Source organism: Achromobacter sp. EG18 (assembly GCF_059759395.1).
On record NZ_CM186213.1, the window covers coordinates 5305060 to 5330706 of the forward strand.

19 protein-coding genes and 1 other RNA gene are annotated in these 25647 nt (G+C 67.1%); 18 read left to right on the forward strand and 2 right to left on the reverse strand.

Annotated features, from left to right (window positions below):
- Window positions 1–12 precede the first annotated feature (12 nt).
- Window positions 13–1848, reverse strand: coding sequence for an ATP-binding cassette domain-containing protein (locus tag AC6CR5_RS24550; RefSeq protein ID WP_006388772.1), 1836 nt, complete (start codon window positions 1846–1848; stop codon window positions 13–15).
- A 108-nt stretch (window positions 1849–1956) separates the two neighbouring features.
- On the opposite strand from AC6CR5_RS24550, the gene rnpB reads away from it, so the two are divergent.
- The 16 genes from rnpB to lpxC all read left to right on the forward strand — a co-directional run bounded on the left by rnpB (window position 1957) and on the right by lpxC (window position 21006).
- Window positions 1957–2362, forward strand: an RNA gene (gene rnpB, locus AC6CR5_RS24555) — RNase P RNA component class A.
- Between the two features lie 324 nt (window positions 2363–2686).
- Window positions 2687–3115: a division/cell wall cluster transcriptional repressor MraZ gene (gene mraZ, locus AC6CR5_RS24560; RefSeq protein WP_006392946.1), complete on the forward strand. Its 429-nt coding sequence runs from the start codon at window positions 2687–2689 to the stop codon at window positions 3113–3115.
- Window positions 3116–3122: 7 nt separating this feature from the next.
- Entirely contained in the window at window positions 3123–4220 is a 1098-nt protein-coding gene (gene rsmH / locus AC6CR5_RS24565; RefSeq protein ID WP_054473194.1) for a 16S rRNA (cytosine(1402)-N(4))-methyltransferase RsmH, read from the forward strand.
- Window positions 4220–4510, forward strand: coding sequence for a cell division protein FtsL (gene ftsL / locus AC6CR5_RS24570; protein WP_006388776.1), 291 nt, complete (start codon window positions 4220–4222; stop codon window positions 4508–4510). The genes rsmH and ftsL overlap by 1 nt, the downstream gene beginning before the upstream one ends.
- Window positions 4507–6234 (forward strand): peptidoglycan D,D-transpeptidase FtsI family protein, encoded by a 1728-nt coding sequence (locus AC6CR5_RS24575; RefSeq protein ID WP_006388777.1) that lies wholly within the window; start codon window positions 4507–4509, stop codon window positions 6232–6234. Before ftsL ends, AC6CR5_RS24575 begins: the two co-directional genes overlap by 4 nt.
- Window positions 6231–9095, forward strand: coding sequence for a bifunctional UDP-N-acetylmuramoyl-L-alanyl-D-glutamate--2,6-diaminopimelate ligase MurE/UDP-N-acetylmuramoyl-tripeptide--D-alanyl-D-alanine ligase MurF (gene murF, locus AC6CR5_RS24580; protein ID WP_054513492.1), 2865 nt, complete (start codon window positions 6231–6233; stop codon window positions 9093–9095). Before AC6CR5_RS24575 ends, murF begins: the two co-directional genes overlap by 4 nt.
- Window positions 9085–10254, forward strand: coding sequence for a phospho-N-acetylmuramoyl-pentapeptide-transferase (gene mraY / locus AC6CR5_RS24585; RefSeq protein WP_006388779.1), 1170 nt, complete (start codon window positions 9085–9087; stop codon window positions 10252–10254). The genes murF and mraY overlap by 11 nt, the downstream gene beginning before the upstream one ends.
- Window positions 10251–11783, forward strand: coding sequence for a UDP-N-acetylmuramoyl-L-alanine--D-glutamate ligase (gene murD, locus AC6CR5_RS24590; RefSeq protein ID WP_107315855.1), 1533 nt, complete (start codon window positions 10251–10253; stop codon window positions 11781–11783). The genes mraY and murD overlap by 4 nt, the downstream gene beginning before the upstream one ends.
- Window positions 11780–12973 (forward strand): putative lipid II flippase FtsW, encoded by a 1194-nt coding sequence (gene ftsW, locus AC6CR5_RS24595; RefSeq protein ID WP_006388781.1) that lies wholly within the window; start codon window positions 11780–11782, stop codon window positions 12971–12973. Before murD ends, ftsW begins: the two co-directional genes overlap by 4 nt.
- A complete protein-coding gene (gene murG, locus AC6CR5_RS24600; RefSeq protein ID WP_020925138.1) occupies window positions 12970–14049 on the forward strand; it encodes an undecaprenyldiphospho-muramoylpentapeptide beta-N-acetylglucosaminyltransferase in 1080 nt (359 codons plus the stop codon). The genes ftsW and murG overlap by 4 nt, the downstream gene beginning before the upstream one ends.
- On the forward strand, window positions 14046–15452 hold the full coding sequence (murC, locus tag AC6CR5_RS24605) for a UDP-N-acetylmuramate--L-alanine ligase (protein ID WP_054439604.1): 1407 nt from the start codon (window positions 14046–14048) through the stop codon (window positions 15450–15452). The genes murG and murC overlap by 4 nt, the downstream gene beginning before the upstream one ends.
- Window positions 15449–16399: a D-alanine--D-alanine ligase gene (locus tag AC6CR5_RS24610; protein ID WP_024067750.1), complete on the forward strand. Its 951-nt coding sequence runs from the start codon at window positions 15449–15451 to the stop codon at window positions 16397–16399. Before murC ends, AC6CR5_RS24610 begins: the two co-directional genes overlap by 4 nt.
- Before the next feature lie 12 nt (window positions 16400–16411).
- Window positions 16412–17236 carry a cell division protein FtsQ/DivIB gene (locus tag AC6CR5_RS24615; RefSeq protein WP_047992646.1) on the forward strand — a complete coding sequence of 275 codons (825 nt, stop codon included), beginning with the start codon at window positions 16412–16414 and terminating at the stop codon, window positions 17234–17236.
- A gap of 4 nt (window positions 17237–17240) precedes the next feature.
- Window positions 17241–18467 carry a cell division protein FtsA gene (gene ftsA, locus AC6CR5_RS24620; RefSeq protein WP_006217473.1) on the forward strand — a complete coding sequence of 409 codons (1227 nt, stop codon included), beginning with the start codon at window positions 17241–17243 and terminating at the stop codon, window positions 18465–18467.
- Between the two features lie 191 nt (window positions 18468–18658).
- Window positions 18659–19843, forward strand: a complete 1185-nt coding sequence (gene ftsZ / locus AC6CR5_RS24625; RefSeq protein WP_020925134.1) for a cell division protein FtsZ — start codon at window positions 18659–18661, stop codon at window positions 19841–19843.
- A gap of 239 nt (window positions 19844–20082) precedes the next feature.
- Entirely contained in the window at window positions 20083–21006 is a 924-nt protein-coding gene (gene lpxC, locus AC6CR5_RS24630; protein ID WP_006388787.1) for a UDP-3-O-acyl-N-acetylglucosamine deacetylase, read from the forward strand.
- A gap of 199 nt (window positions 21007–21205) precedes the next feature.
- Here the strand turns inward: lpxC and AC6CR5_RS24635 are convergent, their stop codons facing one another.
- Window positions 21206–21613 (reverse strand): flagellar hook-length control protein FliK, encoded by a 408-nt coding sequence (locus AC6CR5_RS24635; protein ID WP_006388788.1) that lies wholly within the window; start codon window positions 21611–21613, stop codon window positions 21206–21208.
- A gap of 127 nt (window positions 21614–21740) precedes the next feature.
- Here AC6CR5_RS24635 and AC6CR5_RS24640 point away from each other — a divergent pair, with 127 nt between their 5' ends.
- Window positions 21741–22724, forward strand: a complete 984-nt coding sequence (locus tag AC6CR5_RS24640) for a M23 family metallopeptidase (RefSeq protein ID WP_006388789.1) — start codon at window positions 21741–21743, stop codon at window positions 22722–22724.
- 175 nt (window positions 22725–22899) lie between these two features.
- On the forward strand, window positions 22900–25635 hold the full coding sequence (gene secA / locus AC6CR5_RS24645; protein ID WP_173000763.1) for a preprotein translocase subunit SecA: 2736 nt from the start codon (window positions 22900–22902) through the stop codon (window positions 25633–25635).
- The last annotated feature ends 12 nt before the right edge of the window (window positions 25636–25647 follow it).

A 25647-nucleotide genomic window follows, 5' to 3' on the forward strand; every position in this document is an offset into this window, starting at 1 on the left:
GGTCGAGTCATCTCAGAGGGCGCCTTCGCGGCGCGCCTCGAGCAATTCCCAGCGCGCGAATCTTTCCTCGAGTTCGCTTTCCAGCTTGGACAGCTCGGCGTTGATGCGTTCGACTTCGGCGGGCGCATCGCGGTACAGGCTGCCGTCCGCCAGTTTGCCGGCCAGTTCGGCCTGCTGCGCCTCAAGCGCGGCGATGGCATCGGGCAGGCCTTCGAGTTCGCGCAATTCCCACGAATTCATCTTCGCCGCGCGCGCCGGTTTCGGCTTGGCGGCCTTGGCGCGGGCCGCGGCTTCGTCCGCCGCGCGCGCCGCCTTGGCGGCATCGTCGTCCGCGCTGGAGGCGGGCGCCGGGGCGGGGCGCTGGGCGACCCATTCGTCGTATCCGCCGACATAGTCGCGCCAGTGGCCGTTGCCTTCGTAGGCGATGGTCTGGGTGACGACGTTGTTCAGGAATGCGCGGTCGTGGCTGACCAGCAGGACGGTGCCCGAATATTCCTGCAGCAGTTCCTCGAGCAGTTCCAGCGTTTCGATATCGAGGTCGTTGGTGGGCTCGTCCAGCACCAGCACGTTGGCGGGACGCGCGAACAGGCGGGCCAACAGCAGGCGGGCGCGCTCGCCGCCAGACAGGCTGCGCACCGGAGAGCCGGCGCGGGCGGGCGAGAACAGGAAGTCGCCCAGATAGCTCATGACGTGCTTGCGGGTGCCGCCGATCTCGACCCATTCGCTGCCCGGGCTGATGATGTCGACCAGCGTTGCGTTCTCATCGAGCTGGGCGCGCATCTGGTCGAAATAGGCCACCGACACGTTGGTGCCGGTGCGGGTCTTGCCGCTGTCGGGCTGCATTTCGCCCAGGATCAGCTTGAGCAGCGTGGTCTTGCCGGCGCCGTTGGGGCCGATGATGCCGATGCGGTCGCCGCGCAGGATGGTGGTGGAGTAGTCGTCCACCACGATCTTGTCGCCGAAGCGTTTGCCGACGTGTTCCAGCTCGGCCACCAGCTTGCCGGAGCGCTGGCCTTCGGCCAAGGCCAGCGATACGTCGCCGACGCGTTCGCGGCGCTCAGCGCGTTCCACCCGCAGGCGTTCCAGGCGCCGCACGCGGCCTTCGTTGCGGGTGCGGCGGGCTTCCACACCCTTGCGGATCCAGACTTCTTCCTGGGCCAGCAGCTTGTCGAAGCGCGCCTGTTCGAGGCGCTCGGATTCCAGCCATTGGGCCTTGCGTTCCTGCCATTGCGAGAAGTTGCCGGGGAAGCTGAGCAGCCGGCCGCGGTCGAGTTCGACGATGCGAGTGGCCACCGAATCGAGGAAGCGGCGGTCGTGGGTGATGATGACCGCGGCGCCCTTCCAGGCGCGCAGCATTTCTTCGAGCCAGGCAATGCCGTCGAAGTCGAGGTGGTTGGTGGGCTCGTCGAGCAGCAGCAGGTCGGGCTCCTCGACCAGGGCGCGGGCCAGCGCGACGCGCTTGCGCGTACCGCCCGACAGGCCGGCGATCTGGGCGTCCGCGGGCAGGCCGAGCTTTTCCAGCATGGCGCGCACGCGCGACGGGCGTTGCCAGTCTTCGTGGTCGCCTTCGACGTTGCAGACCACGTCGAAGACAGTGGCGTTTTCGTCCAGCTCCGGCTCCTGTTCGACCGTGGCCACGCGCAGCCCCGAACTGCGGGCGATGTCGCCGTCGTCGGGAACGGTGCGGCCGTCCAGCAGCCGCAGCAGCGAGGACTTGCCTGCGCCGTTGCGGCCGATGAGGCCGATGCGCTCGCCGGCCTGGATGGCGAAGTCGGCGTGGTCCAGCAGCGGATGGTGGCCATAGGCCAGCTGGATGTCGGTCAGGGTGATGAGCGTTGCGAGGGCCATGTAGTGAGGTCGTTCTTGCGGCGGATAAGCGGATCAGGCCGTATTGTCGCAGGAACCCGGGATGGTGTTCGGGGACGGAGCGGAGAGCTGTACTAGAATACGCACCGCAGGGCGGATCGGGCGATCGCGGTGGATGCAAGTCCATCGAGGAAGGTCCGGACTCCACAGGGCAGGGTAGCGGCTAACGGCCGTCCGGCCGCGTTTTCGGGCGCGGCCGAGGAATAGGGCCACAGAGACGAGTCTGCGGGGCGGGCGCGCCAGTCGCGCACAGATACGGCCATCTCCGTATCGCGCCGGCCGGTAACGGTCGGCGGCATCGCAGGGTGAAACGCGGCAACCTCTACCCGGAGCAACATCAAATAGGCATGCGTGCGGCTTTCGGGCCGCGAAGGGCGGCTCCGTCCGAGCATGCGGGTAGGTGGCTACAGCGGCTCAGCAATGATCCGCGCAGAGGAATGATCGTCCGCCAGGGAAACCTGGTGTACAGAATCCGGCCTATAGATCCGTCCTGCATTGGATTTCAACCGGCGCGCGGCGCCTCGGGGGCTTTTTTTTCGCCCCGACATCCGCCACCTGGCGCGCAACGCCCGCCAGTCTTCGGCAAGCGGGCTGGGTAAAACAATGCAAAGGCATTGTTAGCCGCCACTTCTTAAGAAGCACTTTTAGATAGTGACGCAACCTCCTGATTTATTGGGAGGTTTTTCTTTTTGCGTATTTACAAGTTGCTCTAAGTCCTTGTTGTGATTGAAAAAATTGCAACCGCGCGCTTGACCGCCCCATTGCCATACCGTAGAGTGGGAAATAGTAGGAAATTGTGCAATTAAGTGGGGTAAAAGTGGTGTTTCAGGGAAGCAGCGCGCTCACGCTGGATGCCAAGGGACGGATCTCGATTCCGACCCGGCATCGTGACGCGCTGATGGCGCAGGCCGAAGGCCGCCTGACCCTGACCCGCCATCCAGACGGCTGCCTGCTGGTGTACCCGCGGCCCGAGTGGGAAAAGAAGCGCGAGCAGATTGCCGCCTTTCCCATGACGGCGCGCGCGTTGCAGCGGCTGTTGCTGGGCAACGCTCAGGACGTGGAACTGGACGGCTCCGGCCGCGTCCTGATCGCGCCTGAACTGCGCAACGCTTCCGGTATGACGCGCGATGTGATGCTGCTCGGTCTGGGCGCTCATTTCGAGCTGTGGGATGCCGCTACCCTGGCGAGCCGCGAGGCTGAGGACCTGGCCAAGGGTATGCCGGATGTGTTGAATCAGTTTTCGTTCTGAAAGAGTTATGGAATTCGAACATCGGCCCGTCCTGCTGGAGCCGACGGTGGACGCGCTGTTGCTGGCCGATTTCGGCGGCAAGGGCGCGGCACGGTCGCAGCCCGGCGACGAGCCGGCTGCGGCTACGCGAGCGGAACGGGGTGTCTTCGTCGATGGCACCTTCGGTCGCGGCGGCCACAGCCGCGAGCTGCTCGGCCGCCTGGGACCGACGGCCCGCCTGGTGGTGTTCGACAAGGATCCCGAGGCGATCGCGGTGGCCAATGCGTTGGCGGCGGCGGATTCCCGGGTGACGGTGGTGCATGGCGGCTTTGCCACCATGGCCGAAGAGTTGCGGCAGCTCGGCATCGACAAGGTCGATGGCGTGATGCTGGATCTGGGCGTGTCGTCGCCTCAGATCGATGATGCCGAGCGCGGCTTCTCGTTCATGCGGGATGGCCCGCTCGACATGCGGATGGACACCACTCGTGGACCCACGGTGGCGGATTGGCTGGCGCAAGCCAGTGTGGATGAGATGCGGGAGGTCATAGCGGATTATGGCGAAGAACGGTTTGCTTTTCAGGTTGCAAAGGCGATTGCTGCTCGCCGCGCAACAAGGCCGCTGCGCACCACGCTCGAGCTTGCCGAGTGCGTCGCCAGCGCCGTCCGCACGCGCGAAAAGGGGCAGCATCCGGCCACACGCACCTTTCAAGCTCTACGGATTTACATCAATCGGGAACTCGAAGAGCTCGCGCGCACCCTCGCGTCAGCTCTAGACCTGCTCGCCCCGGGGGGGAGGTTGGCGGTGATCAGCTTTCATTCGCTTGAAGACCGCATGGTCAAGCAGTGCATCGCGGCGGCGGCTCGTCCGGCTGCCGCGCATGCGCGCCTGCCCCTGCGCGAAAGCGAAATGCCCCAGCCGGTGCTGCGTTCCCTGGGACGCGTGCTGGCCGAGGACGAAGAGGTTTCGGCCAATGCGCGCGCCCGCTCGGCGGTGCTGCGCGTTGCCGAACGCACCGCCACGCCCTTGCCCGCCGAGGGCGGCATGGCTTTCGTGAAAATCGGTTCGCTGCCCGGCAGCGACCTGGCTCCGCCGCCGCGCCGCGGCGGCAAGGGAGGGCGCCGCTGATGGGTCGCGTCAACCTGATCGTTGCGGCTCTGCTGATGCTGTCGGCCATTTCCCTGGTCACCAGCCGGTATCAGTCGCGCCAGCTTTTCGTGGAGCTGGGCCGCGATCAGGCGCAGGAGCGCGACCTGGAAACCAACTGGCGGCGGTTGCAGCTGGAACGCGCCGAACTGGCGCGCAACGCCCGGGTCGACGTGATCGCCCGCGACAACCTGAAGATGATTCCCATCGTGCCTGACCGCACGCTGTATCTGAATCAGGCGCCGGTCCCGGCCAGCGGAGGTGCCCAATGAAGCGCGTTCCGTTCTTCGACAATCCGGTGCTGCGCGGACAGCTGCCAACCTGGCGCGCGCGCCTGGTGCTGATCCTGCTGTTCGGCGGATTCACCGTGCTGGCCGGCCGCGCGCTGTTCCTGCAAGGGTTGTCCACGGAATTCCTGCAGCAGCAGGGCGAGCGCCGCTACGAGCGCACGCTGACGCTGGCCGCGACGCGCGGCAAGATCATGGATCGCAACGGCGCCGTGCTGGCTTCCAGCGTGCCGGCGCGAGCCATCTGGGCGATCCCGGAAGACCTCAAGCAGGCCACGCCCGCCCAACTGGATACGTTGGCCAAACTGCTGGAAACCCCGGTGGCCGACCTGCGCCGCCGGGTGGAAGAAGACAAGAATTTCGTCTACCTGAAGCGTCAGGTGGCGATGGACGTGGCCGACAAGATCAAGCAGCTCGGCCTGCCGGGCGTGCACCAGCAGCCCGAGACCCGCCGCTATTACCCGGACGGCGACGTGATGGCCCACGTGGTGGGTTTCAACAGCGTCGAGGACCAGGGACAGGAAGGCGTCGAGCTGACCTTCAACCAGCAGCTGTCGGGCCGGCCGGGCAGCCGCCGCGTCATCAAGGACCGGTTGGGCCGCGTCATCGAGGACGTGCAGGCCGTGACGCTGCCGGTGGACGGCCGCGACCTGCGCCTGTCGATCGATACGCGTCTTCAGTACCTGGTGTTCAAGGAACTGAAGGACGCCATGGACAAGCATCAGGCCAAGGGCGCCACCGCCGTGGTCGTCGACGTGCATACCGGCGAGATCCTGGCGCTGGCCAACGTGCCGACCTTCGATCCGAACAAGCGCGAGACCTTTCACGGCGCCAACCTGCGCAACCAGGCCATCACCGACACGTTCGAGCCCGGCTCGATCATGAAGCCGTTCACCGCCGCGCTGGCGCTGGACCTGGGCCGCATCACCACCTCGACCCTGTTCGAGACCGGCAATGGCCGCTTCACCTACCAGGGCAGCACCATCAGCGACGTCAGCCGCAATGGTACGCTGGACGTGGCCGGCGTGCTGCGCAAGTCCAGCAACATCGGCATGACGATGATCTCCGAGAAGCTGGAATCCCGTGAAATGTGGGATCGCTTCACAGAACTGGGCCTGGGCCAGGCGCCCCAGGTGGGCTTCCCCGGCGCGGCGCCCGGCCGCCTGCGTCCGTGGGATCGCTGGCGCCTGATCGAGAAGGCCACCATGGCCTACGGCTACGGCCTGTCGGTGTCGCTGCTGCAGGTGGCGCGCGCCTACACGGTGTTCGCCCGCAACGGCGACATGGTGTCGCTGACCCTGGTCAAGCGCGACAGCGATCCGACCAGCGTCAAGATCTACACGCCCAAGACCACCGCGCTGGTGCGCGGCATGCTGGAAGCGGCTGCCGGCCCGGAAGGCACCAAGGCCGCCCAGGTCCAAGGCTACCGCGTGGCCGGCAAGAGCGGCACCGCGCGCAAGATCGTCGACGGCAAGTACAGCATGCAGCGCTATCGCAGCTCGTACGTCGGCTTTGCGCCGGTGTCCGACCCCAAGATCGTGGTGGCCGTCTCGATCGACGAGCCCACGGTCGGCGGTTATTACGGCGGCGCGATCGCCGCGCCCGTGTTCTCCCATATCGTCGGTGGGAGTCTGCGGTTGATGGGGGTGCGGCCGGACGCGCCCTTCGAATCGACAATTGTTGCTGGTATCAAGGAGCCAGGCAGATGAGCGCCAAGGGCTTCCTCTCATCCCCCGCCGCCACGGTCGAACAAGCCGTGGCGTGGTTGCATTCGCGCGTGTCGTTGACCGCGCACCTGAAGCTGGACTCGCGCGAGATCGAGCCGGGCGACGTGTTCGTCGCCTGCCCGGGCTTGTCCAGCGACGGCCGTCTATATATAGAGAAGGCGCTGGCGCTGGGCGCCAGCGCGGTGCTGTTCGAAGCGCCCGCGACCGCGGCCATCGAGGCCGCGGCCGCCGCCGGCGATACGCCGATGCTGCCGGTGACCGGCCTGCGCGCCCTGCTGGGCGAGCTGGGCGACACCTGGTACGGCCGGCCGTCGTCCACGCTGGCCGTGGTGGCCGTGACCGGCACCAACGGCAAGACCTCGTCGGTGCAATGGATCGCCCACGCACTGGGCCGCAACGACAAGCCCTGCGGCACCATCGGCACCCTGGGCGCCGTGCTGCCCGACGGGCAGACGCTGGGCGGCCATCTTACGACCCCGGATGTGCTGACCGTGCATCGCCTGCTGGCCGCCATGCGCGATGCCGGCGCCAAGGCGGTGGCGATGGAGGCATCGTCGATCGGCATCGAACAGGGTCGCATGGACGGCGTGCGGGTGGCGCTGGCTGCCTACACCAACCTGACCCGCGATCACCTCGACTATCACGGCACCATGGAACGCTACGAGGCGGCCAAGGCCAGCCTGTTCCGCTGGCCCGGCCTGAGCGCTGCGGTGGTCAATGCCGATGACGAAGCCGGGCGCCGCCTGATCGCTTCGCTGCCGGCGGACCTGTCGGTGATGGGCTACAGCCTGAGCGCGGATCCCGCGATTCCCGCGGCGATGCGCGCGCGCGACTTGCAGGCCACCGCGCAAGGCCAGATCTTCACGCTGGTGTCGCCGCATGGCGAGGCCCAGATCGTGACGCGCCTGCTGGGGGCGCACAACGTCTCCAACCTGTTGCTGGTGGCGGGCGTGCTGTACAAGCTGGGCCTGCCGTTCGCGCAGATCGCGCGCGAACTGGCCGCGACCGATCCGGTCGACGGCCGCCTGCAGACCGTGGAACCGGTTGCCGCCAGCACGCAGGCCCATGCGGGCCGGGGCGCGCTGGTGGTGGTGGACTACTCCCATACCCCCGATTCGCTGGCGCGCGCGCTGATGGCATTGCGCCCCGTGGCCCAGGCGCGGGCGGGCCGCCTGGTGTGCGTGTTCGGTTGCGGCGGTGATCGCGATGCCGGCAAGCGCCCGGAGATGGGCCGCATCGCCGCCGAATTGGCGGATCATGTGGTGGTGTCCAGCGACAACCCGCGCAGCGAGTCGCCCGACGCCATCGTGGCGCAGATCCTGGCCGGCATTCCGGCGTCGGTGGCGGTCGAAGTGCAGGTCGACCGCGCCCGCGCCATCATGCAGGCCATCTGGGCCAGCGCGCCCGAAGACGTGGTGCTGCTGGCAGGCAAGGGCCACGAGACCTATCAGGAAATTGCCGGCGAGAAGCTGCCCTTCGACGATCGCGAGTGGGCGCGCCTGGCGCTGCTGCTGCCGCTGGTCAAGGGCGTCTCCACGGATACGCGACGCATTGGCGCCGGCGAGTTGTTCGTGGCGCTGGTGGGCGAGAACTTCGACGCGCACAACTACCTGGACCAGGCCGCAGAGCGCGGCGCTTGCGCCGCGGTGGTGGCGCACGCGGTGCCGGAATCGAGCCTGCCGCAGCTGGTGCTGGGCGATACGCGCGTGGCGCTGATGCGCATCGGCGCGGCCTGGCGCGCCCGTTTCAAGCTGCCGGTGGTGGCGGTGACGGGCAGCAACGGCAAGACCACCACCAAGGAAATGATCTCGGCCATGTTGGCCGGCTGGCGCGGCGAGGCCGGCCGCCTGGCCACGGCCGGCAACCTGAACAACGACATCGGCGTGCCGTTGACCGTGCTGCGCCTGCGCCCGGAACATCGCGCCGCCGTTTTCGAGCTGGGCATGAATCATCCGGGCGAGATCGCCCAGTTGGCGGCCATCGCGGCGCCGAGCGTGGCGCTGGTGACCAATGCCCAGCGCGAGCATCAGGAGTTCATGCACACCGTGGAAGCGGTGGCGCTGGAAAATGGCGCCGCCATCGCGGCGCTGCCGGCGGACGGCGTGGCGGTCTATCCGGGCGACGAGCCTTATGCGGCCATCTGGGACAGGCTGGCCGCGCCGCGCCGCGCGCTGCGTTTCGGCCTGCAGCCCGGCCTGGATGTCTACGCCGAGCAGATCCTGGCGGACGTCGATTCGACGCGCTGCCGCGTGGTGACGCCGGTGGGCAGCGCCGACCTGACGCTGCCGGTGCCCGGCGTGCACAACCTGCGCAATGCGCTGGCGGCGATCGCCAGTGCCATCGCCGCGGGGGCGCCGTTGGACGTGGCGGTACGGGCGCTGGCCGGTTTCAGCCCCGTGGCGGGCCGCATGCAATACAAGAAATTGAGTGACGGAACGTTGCTCATCGATGACACCTACAATGCCAACCCCGACTCGGTTCGCGCGGCCATCGACGTGCTGGCGCGTATCGCCGGAACCCGCGTCCTGGTACTGGGCGACATGGGCGAGGTCGGGGACAACGGCCCCGCCATGCATGAAGAGGTGGGCAATTACGCGCGCGAGCTTGGCCTCGACGCGCTCATCACGCTAGGCGATGCCAGCCGGGCGGCCGCGGCCGCGTTCGGCACGGGCGCGCACGCCTGCGCATCGGTAGACGAAGTCGTTGCCGCATTGCGCGGCCTGCGCGCGTCCTGCGTATTGATAAAGGGATCGCGCTTTATGCGCATGGAGCGGGTAGTGACGGCTTTTACTTCGAATGACGGACAGGCGTCCAAGGGGCAGGGGGACAACCATGCTGCTTGAGATCGCCCGCCTGCTTTCCGATGATGTGCGCGCCTTGGGCGTGTTCGAGTACATCACGCTGCGCGCGGTGCTGGCGTGCGCCACCGCGCTGCTGATCGGCCTGGTGGCCGGCCCGCGCGTGATCCGCAAGCTGACCGAGATGAAGATCGGCCAGGCCGTGCGTTCGTATGGCCCGGAAAGCCACCTGGTCAAGACCGGCACCCCGACCATGGGCGGCGTGCTGATCCTGATTTCCATCGCCATCAGCACGCTGCTGTGGGCCGACTGGACCAACCGCTTCGTGTGGGTGGTGCTGCTGGTGACGTTCGGCTTTGGCTGGATCGGCTGGATGGACGATTACCGCAAGGTGGTCTATCGCGATCCGGAAGGCATGCCGGCGCGCCAGAAGTTCTTCTGGCAGGCGTCCATCGGCCTGGTGGCCGCGGTCTATTTGGCGTTCGCCGTGTCGGCGCCCGCCAACACCGAGCTGTGGCCGCTGTTCAAGGCCTGGGTGGGCAGCGGCTTCACGATGTCGCTGCCGACGCGCGCCGACCTGATCGTGCCGTTCTTCAAGACCGTCAGCTACCCGCTGGGCGTGCTTGGTTTCGTGGCGTTGACGTGGGCCGTGATCGTCGGCACCAGCAACGCCGTCAACCTGACCGACGGCCTGGATGGCCTGGCGATCATGCCCACCGTGATGGTCGGCAGCGCGCTCGGCATCTTTGCCTACGTGGTCGGCCGTGTCGACTATTCGAAGTACCTGCTGTTCCCGTACATCCCCGGGGCATCGGAATTGATGGTGCTGTGCGCGGCGATCGGCGGCGCGGGCCTGGCATTTTTGTGGTTCAACGCGTATCCGGCGCAGGTCTTCATGGGTGACGTCGGCGCGCTGGCGCTGGGTGGCGCGCTGGGCACCATCGCGGTCATCGTGCGCCAGGAGATCGTGCTGTTCATCATGGGCGGCGTGTTCGTGGTCGAGACCCTGTCGGTGATGATCCAGGTGACGTGGTTCAAGTACACCAAGCGACGTTATGGAACAGGTAGACGCATATTCCGCATGGCTCCGCTGCATCATCACTTCGAAGTTGGCGGCTGGAAGGAAACCCAGGTGGTCGTGCGTTTCTGGATCATCAGCATGATGCTGGTGCTGATTGGCCTCTCTACCCTGAAGTTGCGATGAACACGATGGAAACCTCCCGCGCCGATGCGCCGCTCGTCCTGATCCTCGGATTGGGCGAGTCGGGCGTGGCCGCCGCACGCTGGAGCGCCCGCCAGGGCGCCCGCCTGCGCGTGGCCGACACGCGCGCGGAGCCGGGTGGGCTGTCCGCGTTGCGCGACGCGCTGGCGCAGGCCGAGGTCGAATACCGCCTGGGTTGCGATACGTCTTTCGATGTCGCGTTGCTGGACGGCGTGAGCCAGGTCGTCGTCAGCCCGGGGCTCGCGCCGGACGGCGCGCCGGCCGGCGAGCTGCTGCGCGAGGCCAAGGCCCGCGGCATCGAGGTCATCGGCGAGATCGAGTTGTTTGCGCGGGCGCTGGCCGAACTGGCCGAGACCCGCGAGTACCGCCCGCGCGTGCTGGCCGTGACCGGCACCAATGGCAAGACCACCGTCACCGCGCTGACGCGCGACCTGGTGGCGGCCAGTGGCCTGTCGGTGCTGGCCGCCGGCAACATCAGCCCGGCCGCGCTGACCGCCTTGATGCAGGCCCTGGATGCCGACGACCTGCCGCAGGTGTGGGTGCTGGAACTGTCGAGCTTCCAGCTCGAGACCTCGCACACGCTGATGGCCGACGCGGCCGTCGTGCTCAACGTGACGCAGGATCACCTGGACTGGCACGGCGGCATGGACGCCTACGCGCGGACCAAGGCGCGCCTGCTGAAGATGACACGCATCGCCATCGTCAACCGCGACGATCCGTATACCGTCGACATGGTGCCGTCGCTGGCCGCCATGCCGGTGCGCAGCTTTGGCCGCGAAGTGCCCGAGCTGGTCGGCGACATGGGCCTGGAATTGGGCCAGGGCGTGGCCTGGCTGGTGGCGGCCGAGCCGCTCGATTTCGACGAACCGGTGGCGCCGGTGCGCCGCAAGAAGGACGCGCCGGAGCCGACTCGCGCCAAGGGCCGCATGAGCCGCCTGATGCCGGTCGATGCCTTGCGCATCCGCGGCATCCACAATGCCTTGAACGCGCTGGCCGCATTGCAGCTGGCGCGCTGCCTCGACCTCGGTTGGGGCCCCATGCTGCGCGCCCTGCGCGAATACGCGGGCGAGCCGCATCGCGCCGCCTTCGTGCGCAGTATCGGCGGCGTGGACTACATCAACGACAGCAAGGGCACCAACGTCGGCGCCACCGTGGCCGCGCTCGAAGGCATGGGCCAGCCGGTGGTGCTGATCGCCGGCGGCCAGGGCAAGGGCCAGGACTTCTCGCCGCTGATCCCCGTCGTGTCGCGCCATGCGCGCGCCGTGCTGCTGATCGGCCAGGATGGTCCCGAGATTGGCCGCGTGCTGGCTGCCACCGGCGTCGACTGCATCGCCGTGGAATCGCTGCGCGACGCCGTGCGCCGCGCCGCCGAACTGGCCCAGGCCGGCGACGTGGTGCTGCTCTCGCCCGCCTGCGCCAGCCTGGACATGTTCCGCAATTACCCGCACCGCGGGCAAGTGTTCGTGGAAGAGGTCGAAGACCTGGCCCGCGACCGGGGAGAGGTGGCATGAGCCTGATCGCCGATCTCACCGCCAGCGTCAATGCCGTACGGCCCGGCCGTACCCGCATGCGCAATTTCGACATGCCGCTCGCGATTGCGGCGTCGACCTTGCTGCTGCTCGGCCTGCTGATGGTGTATTCGGCATCGATCGCGCTGGCCGACGGTCCGCGCTATGCCTCCTATGGCCGCTACTACTTCGTGATCCGCCACGGCCTGTTCATCAGCGCCGGCCTGGTGGCGGCCGCGGTCGTGCTGGCGGTGCCGATCCGTGTCTGGCAGCGCCTGGCGGTGCCGCTGTTCGTGGTGGCGATGGTGCTGCTGGTGGCCGTGCTGATTCCGGGCATCGGCCGCGAGGTTAACGGCGCGCATCGCTGGATTCCGCTGGGCCCGCTGAATTTCCAGCCGTCGGAACTGATGAAGCTGGCCGCGCTGCTCTATGCCGCCGACTACACCGTGCGCAAGCAGGAACACATGCAGGCCTTCGCCCGCGGCTTCCTGCCCATGGCGTTCGCGCTGGCCGGCGTCGGCATGCTGCTGCTGCTCGAGCCCGACCTGGGCGCGTTCATGGTGATCGTGGCGATCGCCATCGGCATCCTGTTCCTGGGAGGCATCAACGGCAAGTATTTCAGCAGCCTGCTGGCGGTGCTGGTGGGCACCTTCCTGATGCTGATCTGGCTGTCGCCGTGGCGCCGCGCGCGCCTGTTCGCCTATCTGGATCCCTGGAACGAAGACAACGCCTACGGCAGCGCCTACCAGCTGTCGCATTCGCTCATCGCCCTGGGGCGCGGGGAGTGGCTGGGCGTGGGCCTGGGCGCCAGCGTCGAGAAATTGCACTACCTGCCGGAAGCCCATACCGACTTCCTGATGGCGGTGGTGGGCGAGGAACTCGGCTTCGCCGGCGTGATGCTGGTGATCTCGCTGTTCGCCATCATCGTGTACCGCGGCTTCGACATCGGCCGCCAGGCCATCGCCATGGAACGCACTTTCGCGGGCCTGGTGGCGCATGGCGTGGCGATGTGGTTCGGCGTGCAGGCCTTCATCAACATGGGCGTGTGCCTGGGACTGCTGCCGACCAAGGGCCTGACGTTGCCGCTGATGAGCTATGGCGGTTCGGGCGTGGTGATGAACCTGTGCGCCCTGGCCATGCTGATACGGGTGGATGTGGAAAACCGCATCATGATGCGCGGGGGACGGGTATGACCGCGTCGTCGCGCACCATCCTCATCATGGCCGGCGGCACCGGCGGCCACATCATGCCCGGCCTGGCCGTGGCCGATGTGCTGCGCCAGCGCGGCTGGCGCGTGCTGTGGTTGGGCAATCCCGACAAGATGGAAGGCAAGCTGGTGCCGCCGCGCGGCATCGAACTGGTGCCGCTGCGTTTCGCCGGCGTGCGCGGCAAGGGCGCGGCTGCACTGCTGAAGCTGCCGTTTCTGCTGGTGCGCGCCTTTGCGCAGGCCTGGTCGCGGTTGTCGGCGGTGCGGCCGGACGTGGTGCTGGGCATGGGCGGCTATGTCGCCTTTCCCGGCGGCGTCATCGCGGCGCTACGCGGCACGCCGCTGGTGGTGCACGAGCAGAACGCCGTGGCCGGCACCGCCAACAAGTGGCTGGCGCGCATGGCGCGCCGCGTGTTGAGCGGGTTCCCTGGCGTGCTGCCCAAGGGCGAGGCCATGGGTAACCCGGTGCGCGCCGACCTGTGCGCCTTGCCCGATCCGGCGCAGCGCTATGCCGGCCGCGGCGGCCCGCTGCGGCTGCTGGTGGTGGGCGGCAGCCTGGGCGCCCAGGCGCTGAACACCGCCGTGCCGCAGGCGCTGGCGCGACTGCCGCAGGAGCGTCGTCCGGTGGTGGTGCACCAGGCCGGCGAACAACATCTGCCGGCGCTGCAGCAGGCCTACGCCCAGGCGGGCGTGGCGGCCGACTGCCGCGCCTTCATCGACGACATGGCCGGCGCCATGGGCGACGCCGACCTGCTGATCTGCCGCGCGGGCGCCATGACGGTGTCCGAAGTGGCCGCGGCGGGCGTGGCGGCGCTGTTCGTGCCGTTCCCCCATGCCATCGACGATCACCAGACCGCCAACGCGCGCTTCCTGAGCGACGCGCAGGCCGCCTGGCTGCAGCCGCAGAACGCCTTGAGCCCCGAGTGGCTGGCGGACTGGCTGGGCCAGCGCAATCGACAAGAACTGCAAGCCGTCGCAGAACGGGCCCGCGCGCATGCGCACCCGCAAGCGGCGGCGCATATCGCCGACGTCTGTGAACAAGCAGCGGGGCGTTCATCATGAAACACAGAATCCAACATATCCATTTCGTAGGCATCGGCGGCTCCGGCATGAGCGGCATTGCCGAGGTATTGCTCAACCTGGGCTACACCGTCAGCGGCTCCGACCTGAACGAGTCGGCCGTGACGCGTCGCCTGGCCGCGCTGGGCGTGAACATCGCCATCGGCCACGTCGCCAGCAATGTCACCGGCGCCGACGCCATCGTCACGTCGACCGCGGTGGCGGGCGACAACCCCGAGGTCATCGCGGCCCGCGCCGCGCGCATTCCGGTGGTGCCGCGCGCCATCATGCTGGCCGAGCTGATGCGCCTGAAGCGCGGCATCGCGGTGGCGGGCACGCACGGCAAGACCACCACCACCAGCCTGGTGGCCAGCATCCTGGCCGCCGGCGACCTGGACCCGACCTTCGTGATCGGCGGGCGCCTGAATTCCGCCGGCGCCAATGCGCGGCTGGGACAGGGCGACTACATCGTGGTCGAGGCCGACGAATCCGACGCCTCGTTCCTGAACCTGCTGCCGGTGATGGCCATCGTGACCAACATCGACGCGGATCACATGGACACCTATGGCCACGACGTGGCCCGCCTCAAGAGCGCGTTCATCGAATTCACCCAGCGCCTGCCGTTCTACGGCAGCGCGGTGCTGTGCACCGATGACGCCAACGTGCGCGAGATCATGCCGTTCGTGTCGCGCCCCATTACCTCGTATGGCCTGAACGAAGACGCGATGGTGCGCGGCTACGAAGTGCAGGCGGACGGCACGCGCATGCGCTTCAACGTGCAGCGCAGCCACCGCGACACGCTGCTGCCGCCGCTGCAGGTGGAGCTGAACCTGCCGGGCCTGCACAACGTGCGCAACGCGCTGGCGGCGATCGCCGTGGCGACCGAGCTGGGCGTGTCCGATGAAGCCATTCGCGACGCGCTGGCGTCGTTCAAGGGCGTGGGCCGCCGCTTTACGCAGACGGGCGAATTCCCGGTGCCGGCCGCGCATGGCGGCGGCACCTTCACGGTGATCGACGACTACGGCCACCATCCAGTGGAAATGGCCGCCACGCTGGCCGCGGCCCGCGGCGCCTGGCCCGACCGCCGCATTGTGCTGGCGTTCCAGCCGCACCGCTACACGCGTACCCGCGACTGCTTCGAGGATTTCGTGCGCGTGCTGGGCACGGCCGACGCGGTGCTGCTGACCGAGGTCTATGCCGCCGGCGAGCCGCCGCTGGTGGCCGCCGACGGCCGCGCCCTGTCGCGCGCCCTGCGCGTGGCCGGCAAGGTCGAGCCGGTGTTCGTCGAGGACGTGGCCGACCTGCCGCAGGCGGTGGTCGATTTCGTGCGCGATCGCGACGTGGTGATCGTCATGGGGGCGGGCTCGATCAGCAAGGTCCCGGCCCAAGTTGGAGAATTGGCATGAGCGCGAAATTCGGAAAAGTAGGTGTGTTGTACGGCGGCCGTTCCGCCGAACGCGAGGTGTCGCTGATGTCCGGGGCCGGCGTGCACCAGGCGCTGCTGAGCGCCGGCGTCGACGCGCACCTGTTCGACACCGGTGAACGCAGCCTGGCTGAATTGGCCGCCGAGGGCTTCGAGCGCGTGTTCATCGCGCTGCATGGCCGCTTCGGCGAGGACGGCTCGATCCAGGGCGCGCTGGAACTGCTGGGCATCCCCTATACCGGCAGCGGCCCGCTGGCCTCGGCCCTGGCCATGGACAAGACCATGACCAAGCGCGTGTGGCTGCAGCATGGCCTGCCCACGCCGGAATTCGAGTTGCTGGATGCCGACACCGAACTGCGCCTGGTGCCGGACCGCCTGAGCCTGCCGCTGATCATCAAGCCGCCGCACGAAGGTTCGACCGTGGGCATCACCAAGGTGGTGGGCTATTCCGACATGAAGGAAGCCTATGCCCTGGCCGCCAAGTTCGACGCCGAGGTGCTGGCCGAGCAGTTCATCCAGGGCCGCGAGCTGACCGTGGCGATCCTGGGCGGCGGCAAGAGCGCGCGCGCGCTGCCGGTGATCGAGATCGCCGCGCCCGGCGGCAACTACGACTACGAACACAAGTACTTCTCCGACGACACGCAGTACTTCTGCCCGGCGGCGCTGCCGCCTGCCGTTGCCGAGGAGGTCGCCGACATCGCGGTGCGCGCCTATCGCGCGCTGGGCTGCGAAGGCTGGGGTCGCGCCGACTTCATGCTGGACGCCGACAACCGCCCCTGGCTGCTTGAAATGAATACCTCGCCCGGCATGACCAGCCATTCGCTGGTGCCGATGGCGGCCCGCGCCACCGGCATGAGCTATGCCGAGCTGTGCGTGACGATCCTGGCCGACGCCTCGTGCAAGTTGCACAGCGCCGCTCGCAATACTTGACCCGGACATTCTGTGTGGAACGACGCTCGCACTACCAACCTGATCGCCAACACGCTTGCCGTGCTGGCGGTCTGCGCCATGCTCCTGGCGGGCGTGGTGTGGGTGGCGCAGCGTCCGTACTTCACGCTGTCGGCCATCGAGCTGGAGTCCACGCCGGACACCGAGCTGCACTATGTCTCGCCGGGCGCGGTGCGCGCGGCGATCGCGGGGCGCTTCAAGGGCAACTTCTTCACGGTGGACCTGGACGACGCGCGCGAGATCTTCGAGTCGGTGCCATGGGTGCGCCACGCCACGGTGCGGCGGATCTGGCCCAATGTGCTGCGCGTGCGCATCGAGGAGCAGCAGCCGCTGGCGCTGTGGAACGAGAACCAGATGATCAACACCTGGGGCGAGGCGTTCACGGCCAACACGGGCGAAGTGGACGACGAGACGGTGCTGCCGCAGTTCTCCGGGCCCGAGGGCACCGAGTCGCTGGTGGTGCAACGCTACGCCGAGCTGGCGCGCTGGTTCGCGCCGCTCGATATGCACGTCAAGCAGCTGGAGCTGAGTCCGCGCTACGCCTGGCGCGTGGTGCTGTCCAACGGCATGCTGCTGGACCTGGGCCGCGATCCGGGCGCCGATGCGCCGGACCCGCACGGCCTGCCCGGCGCGCTGCCTTTCGCGGCGCGCATTCAACGTTTTGTGCAGGCCTGGCCCGCCGTGTCGGGGCGCCTGGAAGGGCGCACCATCACGCAGGCCGACCTGCGCTATCCCAATGGTTTCGCCCTGGCGCTGGCCCCGTTGCCCGCGTCGGCAAACAAACCCAAATCCACACCGAAACCTCCCAAGAAACGCTAACGCCATGACCCGTGACATCAAGGACCTCATCGTCGCCCTCGATATCGGCACCAGCAAGGTGGTGGCTGTGGTGGCTGAAATCCTGCCCGAAGGGCGATTCGAAGTGCTCGGCCTGGGCCAGCACGAGTCGCGCGGCATGCGCAAGGGCGTGGTCGTCAATATCGAGACCACTGTGAATTCGATTCAGCGCGCGCTTGAAGAAGCCGAGCTGATGGCAGATTGCAAGATCCGAGACGTCTACACTGGCATCGCCGGCAGCCATATCCGCAGCTTCAATTCCAGCGGCATGGTCGCCGTCAAGGACAAGGAAGTCACCGCCACCGACGTCGCCCGCGTCATCGAGACCGCCAAGGCGGTGAACATCCCGACCGACCAGCAGGTGCTGCACGTGCTGACGCAGGAGTTCATCGTCGACGGCCAGGAAGACATCCGCGAGCCGATCGGCATGAGCGGCCTGCGCCTGGAAGTGCGCGTGCACATCGTGACCGGCGCCGTCAGCGCCGCGCAGAACATCGTCAAGTGCGTGCGCCGCTGCGGCCTGGAAGTGCAGGACCTGATCCTGCAGCCGCTGGCCTCCAGCCTGGCCGTGCTGACCGCCGACGAAAAGGAACTGGGCGTCGTCCTGGTGGATATCGGCGGCGGCACCACCGACGTGGCGATCTTCACCGGCGGCGCGATCCGCCACACCGCCGTGCTGCCGATCGCCGGCGACCAGATCACCAACGACATCGCGGCCATGCTGCGCACGCCGACGCCCGATGCCGAGGAAATCAAGCTGCGCTACGGCGTGGCCAAGCAGGTGCTGGCGAGCCCGGACGAGTCCGTGGAAGTGCCGGGCCTGGGCGACCGCGGCCCGCGCCAGGTCAAGCGCCAGGCGCTGGGCGCCGTGATCGAGCCGCGCGTGGAAGAACTGTTCACGCTGGTGCAGCAGGTGGTGCGCGACTCCGGCTACGAGGACCTGCTGGCTTCCGGCGTGGTGCTGACCGGCGGCTCGGCGCAATTGCCCGGCATGATCGAACTGGCCGAGGACGTGTTCCTCAAGCCGGTGCGCGTGGCGGTGCCCGAATACGAAGGCAGCCTGGCCGACGTGATGCGCAATCCGCGCTTCTCGACGGTGATGGGCTTGCTGCAGGAAGCGCGCATGCAGCGCGTGCGCGGCCGCAAGGTGGCCGCGCAGACCGGCAATTTCAAGAGCCTGCTGGCGCGCATGAAGGAATGGTTCATGAATTGAAGAGGGGGGGCAGGTTGGGGCCTGCTCCTTGGCACGATCCGCGGCGGTAGGGCGGGCCGGGCCAGAAAGGGGAGGCGTCTCAAACCCGTTGCGGACCAAAGCAGTCGGCTTCGGCTTTGAGGCGATTCACAAAATATAGGTTGTTGGGGAATTTTTGTGATTTGCAAAATCGGACTTGTGAGGGAGTCATCATGATGAACTTTGAGATGCTTGAGAACAACACCAAAGGGACCGTAATCAAGGTCGTTGGTGTGGGCGGTGCGGGCGGCAATGCCGTCGCGCACATGATTCGCAGCGGCGTGCACGGCGTGGACTTCATCTGCGCCAACACCGATGCGCAGGCGCTGGCGGCGACCAACGCCCCGGTGCAGATCCGCCTGGGCCGCACCGGCCTGGGCGCGGGCGCCAAGCCCGAGCAAGGCCGCGCGTCGGCCGAAACCGCGCGTGAAGAGATCCGTGCCGCCCTGAACGGCGCGCACATGGTCTTCATCACCGCGGGCATGGGCGGCGGCACCGGCACGGGCGCAGGCCCGGTCGTGGCCGAAGTCGCCAAGGAGCTGGGCATTCTGACGGTGGGCGTGGTCACCAAGCCCTTCTCGTTCGAAGGCAACAAGCGCCTGAAGATGGCCGAGGACGGCATCGCCGAACTGGCCAAGCACGTGCATTCGCTCATCGTGGTGCTCAACGAGAACCTGTATGAACTGATGGACGAGGACGCGACGCAGGAAGACTGCTTCCGTTCGGCCGACGACATCCTGCACAACGCCTGCGCGGGTATCGCCGAAATCATCAACGTCGAAGGCAACGTCAACGTCGACTTCGAAGACGTCAAGACGATCATGGGCGAGCAGGGCCAGGCCATGATGGGCACGGCATCGGCTTCGGGCGCTGACCGCGCCCGCGTCGCCGCCGAGCACGCCATCGCCTGCCCGCTGCTGGAAGGCGTGGACCTGAACGGCGCCCGCGGCGTGCTGGTCAACATCACCGCCAGCCGCTCGCTGAAGATGCGCGAAACGCGCGAAATCATGGAAACGATCCGCAGCTACGCTTCGGACGACGCCACCGTGATCTTCGGCACCGCCTACGACGAATCGATGGGTGAAAACCTGCGCGTGACCGTGGTTGCGACCGGCCTGGGCCGTGCGCAGGCGCGTCCGCAACTGGTGCAGAACACCGCCGAGGCGCTGCGCACCGGCACCGACAACCTGCCCATGGGCACGATGCCGGCCGCCGGTCAGGGCGACTACCGCAATCTGGACATGCCGTCTGTCATGCGCAACCCGCGCAGCCAGGCGTCGGCCCAGGTGCGCGCGCTGGAAAGCTCGGGCATGGATCACTTCGACATCCCGGCATTCCTGCGCAAGCAGGCGGATTGAACCTGGAGCCTGGTTTCAGGCTCCTATGCACTCCCTCATCTCCGGCCTGCCTGTCCCCGCGGGCAGGCCGGAGGCGGAGCGGTCCGTTTTTCGTTTGTATGATGTGAATCGGGGACGGTTTTATCGGTCGGTCCTGACGCTTTGATGGCGTTGAGAACCGGACAGAGTTACAATACGTCAGTTACGCTGGCAATCTCTTGTCATCTTGCCGGCTTCCTGGCTCAAAATACCTTAGTCTCATGTTCCGACAGCGCAGCATTCAGAATCTCGTCCGCACGACAGGCGTCGGCGTCCACTCCGGACGGCGGGTCGAGCTCACTCTGCGTCCGGCGGCGCCCAATACGGGCATCGTGTTCCACCGCGTCGATCTGCCCGAAGTCGTCGACCTGCCCGCGCAGGCCACGGGCGTGGGCGATACGCGCATGGCCTCGGTGCTGCAGCAGGGCAACGTGCGCGTGTCCACGGTGGAACATCTCATGTCGGCGCTGGCCGGCCTGGGCATCGACAACCTGCATATCGACCTCACTGCCGAAGAAGTCCCCATCATGGACGGCAGTGCGGCAACCTTCGTGTACCTGTTGCGCTCGGCGGGCATCGTCGAGCAGAACGCGCCGAAGCAGTTCATCCGTGTGTTGAAAACGGTGGAAGTGCGCGAGGGCGAAGGCCGCAACGAGAAGTGGGCCCGGCTCGAACCCCATGAAGGGTACGCGCTGGCGTTCTCGATCGACTTCCGCCACCCCGCCATCGACTCAACCGCCAATTTCGCCGAAATCGACTTCGCCACCCATTCGTACGTGCGCGAGATCGCGCGCGCCCGCACCTTCGGCTTCGTCAACGAAGTCGAGGCGCTGCGCTCGATGGGCCTGGCCCGCGGCGGCAGCCTGGACAACGCCATCGTGATGGACGAATACCGGGTGCTGAACAGCGATGGGCTGCGCTACGACGATGAATTCGTCAAGCACAAGATCCTGGACGCCATCGGCGACCTGTATCTGCTGGGCAAGCCCCTGGTGGCGCGCTACGTGGCCTGCAAGTCGGGCCACGGCCTGAACAACCAGCTGGCGCGCGCGCTGCTGGCGCAGCGCGATGCCTGGGAACTGGTGAGCTACGAATCGCAGGCCGAGGCGCCCCAGGCGTTCCGGCACGAATGGCAGCTGGCCTGAGGCCGGCTTGCCGCTGATGGTCGGTGCGCCGGGGGCCGTCCCCGGCTGACTACCGGCCATTTTCATTTGGATGGCGCCGATGGTTGCCATCCGACCGTCGCGCCCACACCCTGCGGGTGCAGGCCGTGGGCTCATCCTGTCGCGCCATCCGGCCATTGCGGCCATCCGAAAGACTGGCATCCGGACAAGCCCGGCTATCTCAGCTACTCTTGTGGTGCTTCAATAGCCTGGCGACCGCGTCGGCCAGCGGGCCGGGACGCAGGTTGTCGTGCAGGGTTTCAAAGGCGCCCAGCGCCGCGTCTCCCAGCGGTTGCGCCTCTTTGGGAGGCAGCGGCTTGCGGGCGCCGGGCTTGGGCAGGCCGGCTTGTACCTTCACGGCAATTTCGTTAAGGTTCCAGCCTTGGTCGGCCAAGGCCTGCGCGATGCGCGGGGCCAATTGACGCATCTTCGCCGCGTGCGCGGCACTGGGCACCACCAGTTGAAGGCGCTGGTTTTCCAGCTTGCCTACCTGGCAGACGGAGCCCAACGGGGCGGGCAGGATCGCCGCCACCGCATATTGGATTTGCAAGTGCTTGCGGGCGGTCGCCAGTACCCCGGCGCCCCGCATGTCATGACCCAGCCATCCCAGGGCGGTATTTTCCCCTCGCCGGCTGGAACTGGAACGTTGACGGTATGAAGTGGGTCTATTCATCCCGGCTCTGAGAATTAGGAAGCAAACCTTGAAAATCGTGATTATGCACGCCCGCGACGGGCAGGACGGGCATTTCACCCTGGGAGGCGCGCGCTTGGCGTTGTTTCTGGGGGGCGCCCTGGTGACGGCCGCCATCTTCGGCGCCGCGCTACAGCGCTACATTACTCCCATCCTGCCCGCCGTACATACGGTGGGATGGCCTTTGTCCGAACAGCCGGGGCGCGACGCCGATTTCCTGCGCGGCAACATGAACCTGCTGGCCGCCAAGGTGGGCGCGCTGCAGGCCAAGCTGGCCAGCATCGACGGGCTGGGCCAGCGGGTGGCCCAGGTCGCCGGGGTGGCCTACACCGATCCTGAGGTGGCCAAGCAACTGGCCTCCGCGCCAGCCGAGGCGCCCCATGCGCCCGAAGCCACCCAGGTCATGGATGATCTTTTCACCGAGGGCACGCCGCCTTCCGCGGCCTCGGCCGAGGAGCTGGGACGCCAGTTGGACGAGATCCAGGAACGGCTGGCCCTGCAGACCGACAACCTCAAGCTGCTGGATGCGGCGCTGACCCGGCGCTCGGCCGACCAGGCCCGCATGCCAACGGCGATGCCGATCACCGACTATCCCTACCTGAGTTCTTCCTACGGTTGGCGCCGCAATCCGGTGACCGGACGTTCCGCCATGCATGAAGGGCTGGATTTCGCCGCGCCGCCGGGCACGCCCATCCTGGCCGCCTCGGGAGGGGTGGTGCTGGAAGCCAAATTCCATCCCGGCTACGGCAACATGGTCGAAATCGACCATGGCGATGGTCTGATTACGCGTTACGCCCACGCCTCGTCGCTGATGGTCAAACAGGGCCAGTTGGTCGAGCGCGGCCAGCAAGTGGCGCGCGTCGGATCCTCGGGCCGTTCCACCGGGCCGCACCTGCATTTCGAGGTCCGGCTGGCGGGACAGCCACTGGATCCGCGTCTGTTCCTGGGGCCGCAGCAGAACGCGCCGCCGACGGTGGCCCAGGCCGGCGCCGGCACGGCCGCGCGCTGAATCCCGATCCGGGCTACAGTGCCTGCCTGACCATAGTGCCAGGCTATTACGCGCCAGGTGCGTTAAACTGGTTCGTTTCCCAGCGGACCCCCGCTCAACCAATAACATCAAGTCACGGGCGACGCCGCCCTCTGCCCATCGCGGGCGCGGCGGGGCTCGTGCGGCCGACATACGCATGGTTTCTCTGCTCAAAAAACTCATAGGCAGCCGCAACGACCGGCTGCTTAAGCAGTATCGCAAGCTGGTAACCCAGATCAACGGGCTGGAGCCCAAGATCTCCGCGCTCTCCGATGCGGAGCTGGCGGCCAAGACCGAGGAGTTCCGCTCCCGTCATGCCCAGGGCACGTCGCTCGACGACCTGCTGCCCGAAGCCTTCGCCGTCGTGCGCGAGGCGGGCAAGCGGGTGTTCGGCATGCGCCACTTCGATGCGCAGCTGTTGGGCGGCATTGCCCTGCACAGCGGCAAGATCGCCGAAATGCGCACCGGTGAAGGCAAGACGCTGATGGCGACGCTGCCGGTCTACCTGAACGCGATCGCGGGCAAGGGCGTGCACGTGGTCACGGTGAACGACTACCTGGCCCGCCGCGACGCCGAGTGGATGGGGCGCCTGTACCAGTTCCTGGGCCTGACCACGGGCGTGGTGGTGCCGCAGCAGCCGAACGAGGAAAAGAAGGCCGCCTACGCCGCCGACATCACTTACGGCACCAATAACGAATTCGGTTTCGACTACCTGCGCGACAACATGGAATACCGTGTTGAGGACCGGCGCCAGCGCGCGCTGTTCTATGCGATCGTCGACGAAGTGGACTCGATCCTGATCGACGAGGCGCGCACGCCGCTGATCATCTCCGGCCAGGCCGAAGACCACACCGAACTCTACATCCGCATGAACGCGGTGCCGCCGCTGCTGACCCGCATGGCCAGCGAGCCCAAGCCGCAGGAACCGGAACCCGAGGGCGACTACTGGGTCGACGAAAAGAGCCAGCAGGTCTACCTGTCGGAAGCCGGCCACGTCAATGCCGAAGGCATCCTGGCGCGCCTGGGCATCCTGCCCGAAGGCGAATCGCTGTACGACCCGCGCCACATCGCGCTGATGCACCACCTGATGGTGGCGCTGCGCGCCAACACGCTGTTCTTCCGCGACCAGCAGTACGTGGTGCAGGACGGCGAAGTCATCATCGTCGACGAATTCACGGGCCGCCTGATGGTGGGCCGCCGCTGGTCCGACGGCCTGCACCAGGCGGTCGAGGCCAAGGAAGGGGTGAAGATCCAGCACGAGAACCAGACGCTGGCCTCGATTACCTTCCAGAACTACTTCCGCATGTACGAGAAGCTGTCCGGCATGACCGGCACGGCCGACACGGAAGCGTACGAATTCCAGGAAATCTACGGGCTCGAGACGGTCATCATCCCGACCAACAAGCCCATGATCCGCAAGGACCAGAACGACCAGGTCTTCAAGACGGACACGGAAAAGTACAACGCCATTCTCGAAGACATCCGCGATTGCCACGAGCGCGGCCAGCCGGTGCTGGTGGGCACCACCAGCATCGAGAACTCCGAGCTGCTGTCGGGCCTGCTGAAAAAGGCCAAGCTGCCCCACGAAGTGCTGAACGCCAAGCAGCACGCGCGTGAAGCCGAGATTGTCGCCGAAGCCGGCAAGCCGGGCCACATCACCATCGCCACCAACATGGCGGGCCGCGGCACCGACATCGTGCTGGGCGGCAGCGTCGACAAGCAGGTCGACCTGATCCGCGCCGACGAATCGCTGTCCGAAGCCGAAAAGACCGCCCGCATCGAAAAGGTGCGCGCCGACTGGAAGCCGCTCAACGAGCAGGTCAAGGCCGCCGGCGGCCTGCGCATCATCGGCACCGAACGCCACGAATCGCGCCGTATCGACAACCAGCTGCGCGGCCGCGCTGGCCGCCAGGGCGACCCGGGTTCGTCGCGCTTCTACCTGTCGCTGGAAGATTCGCTGATGCGCATCTTCGCGGGCGACCGCGTGCGCGCCATCATGGAACGCCTGAAACTGCCCGAGGGCGAGCCGATCGAGGCTGGCATGGTGACGCGTTCGATCGAGACCGCGCAGCGCAAGGTCGAAGGCCGCAACTTCGACATCCGCAAGCAGCTGCTGGAATACGACGACGTCGCCAACGATCAGCGCAAGGTGCTGTACTCGCAGCGCAATGAAGTGCTGGAAGCGGCCAGCGTCGGCGCGATGGTCGAGAACCTGCGCGATGCCGCCGTGGTCGACCTGTTCAACACCTACGTGCCGCCGGAATCGGTGGAAGAGCAGTGGGACATCCCGGCGCTGCAGAAGGCGCTGGAGGCCGACTGGCAGATCCATCTGCCGTTGACCGAGATGCTCGAGAAGGAAGCTTCCCTGACCGACGAAGACCTGCGCGAACGCGTGGTCGCCGCGGCCCGCGACGTCTACCAGGCCAAGGTCGACCAGGTCGGCACCGAATCGTGGTCGCAGTTCGAGCGTTCGATCATGCTGCAGGCGATCGACACGCACTGGCGCGAGCACCTGTCGGCGCTGGACTACCTGCGCCAGGGCATCCATCTGCGCGGCTATGCGCAGAAGAACCCCAAGCAGGAATACAAGCGCGAGGCCTTCGAACTGTTTTCCGGCATGCTGGACCGCATCCGCGACGACGTGGTGCGCGTGCTGATGACGGTGCGCGTGCAGTCGTCCGAGCAGGTCGAGCAGGCCGAGGCCGAAGCGGCCCAGTCGCACGTGCAGAACGTGCAGTACCACCACTCCGACTACGACGAAGCCCTGGCCCAGTCGGCCGAGGACACGGGCGCCCAGCCGGTGCGCAATGCGCTGCCCAAGGTGGGCCGCAACGATCCGTGCCCGTGCGGCAGCGGCAAGAAGTACAAGCAGTGCCACGGCAAGCTGGTCTGAGCGGATAACGCC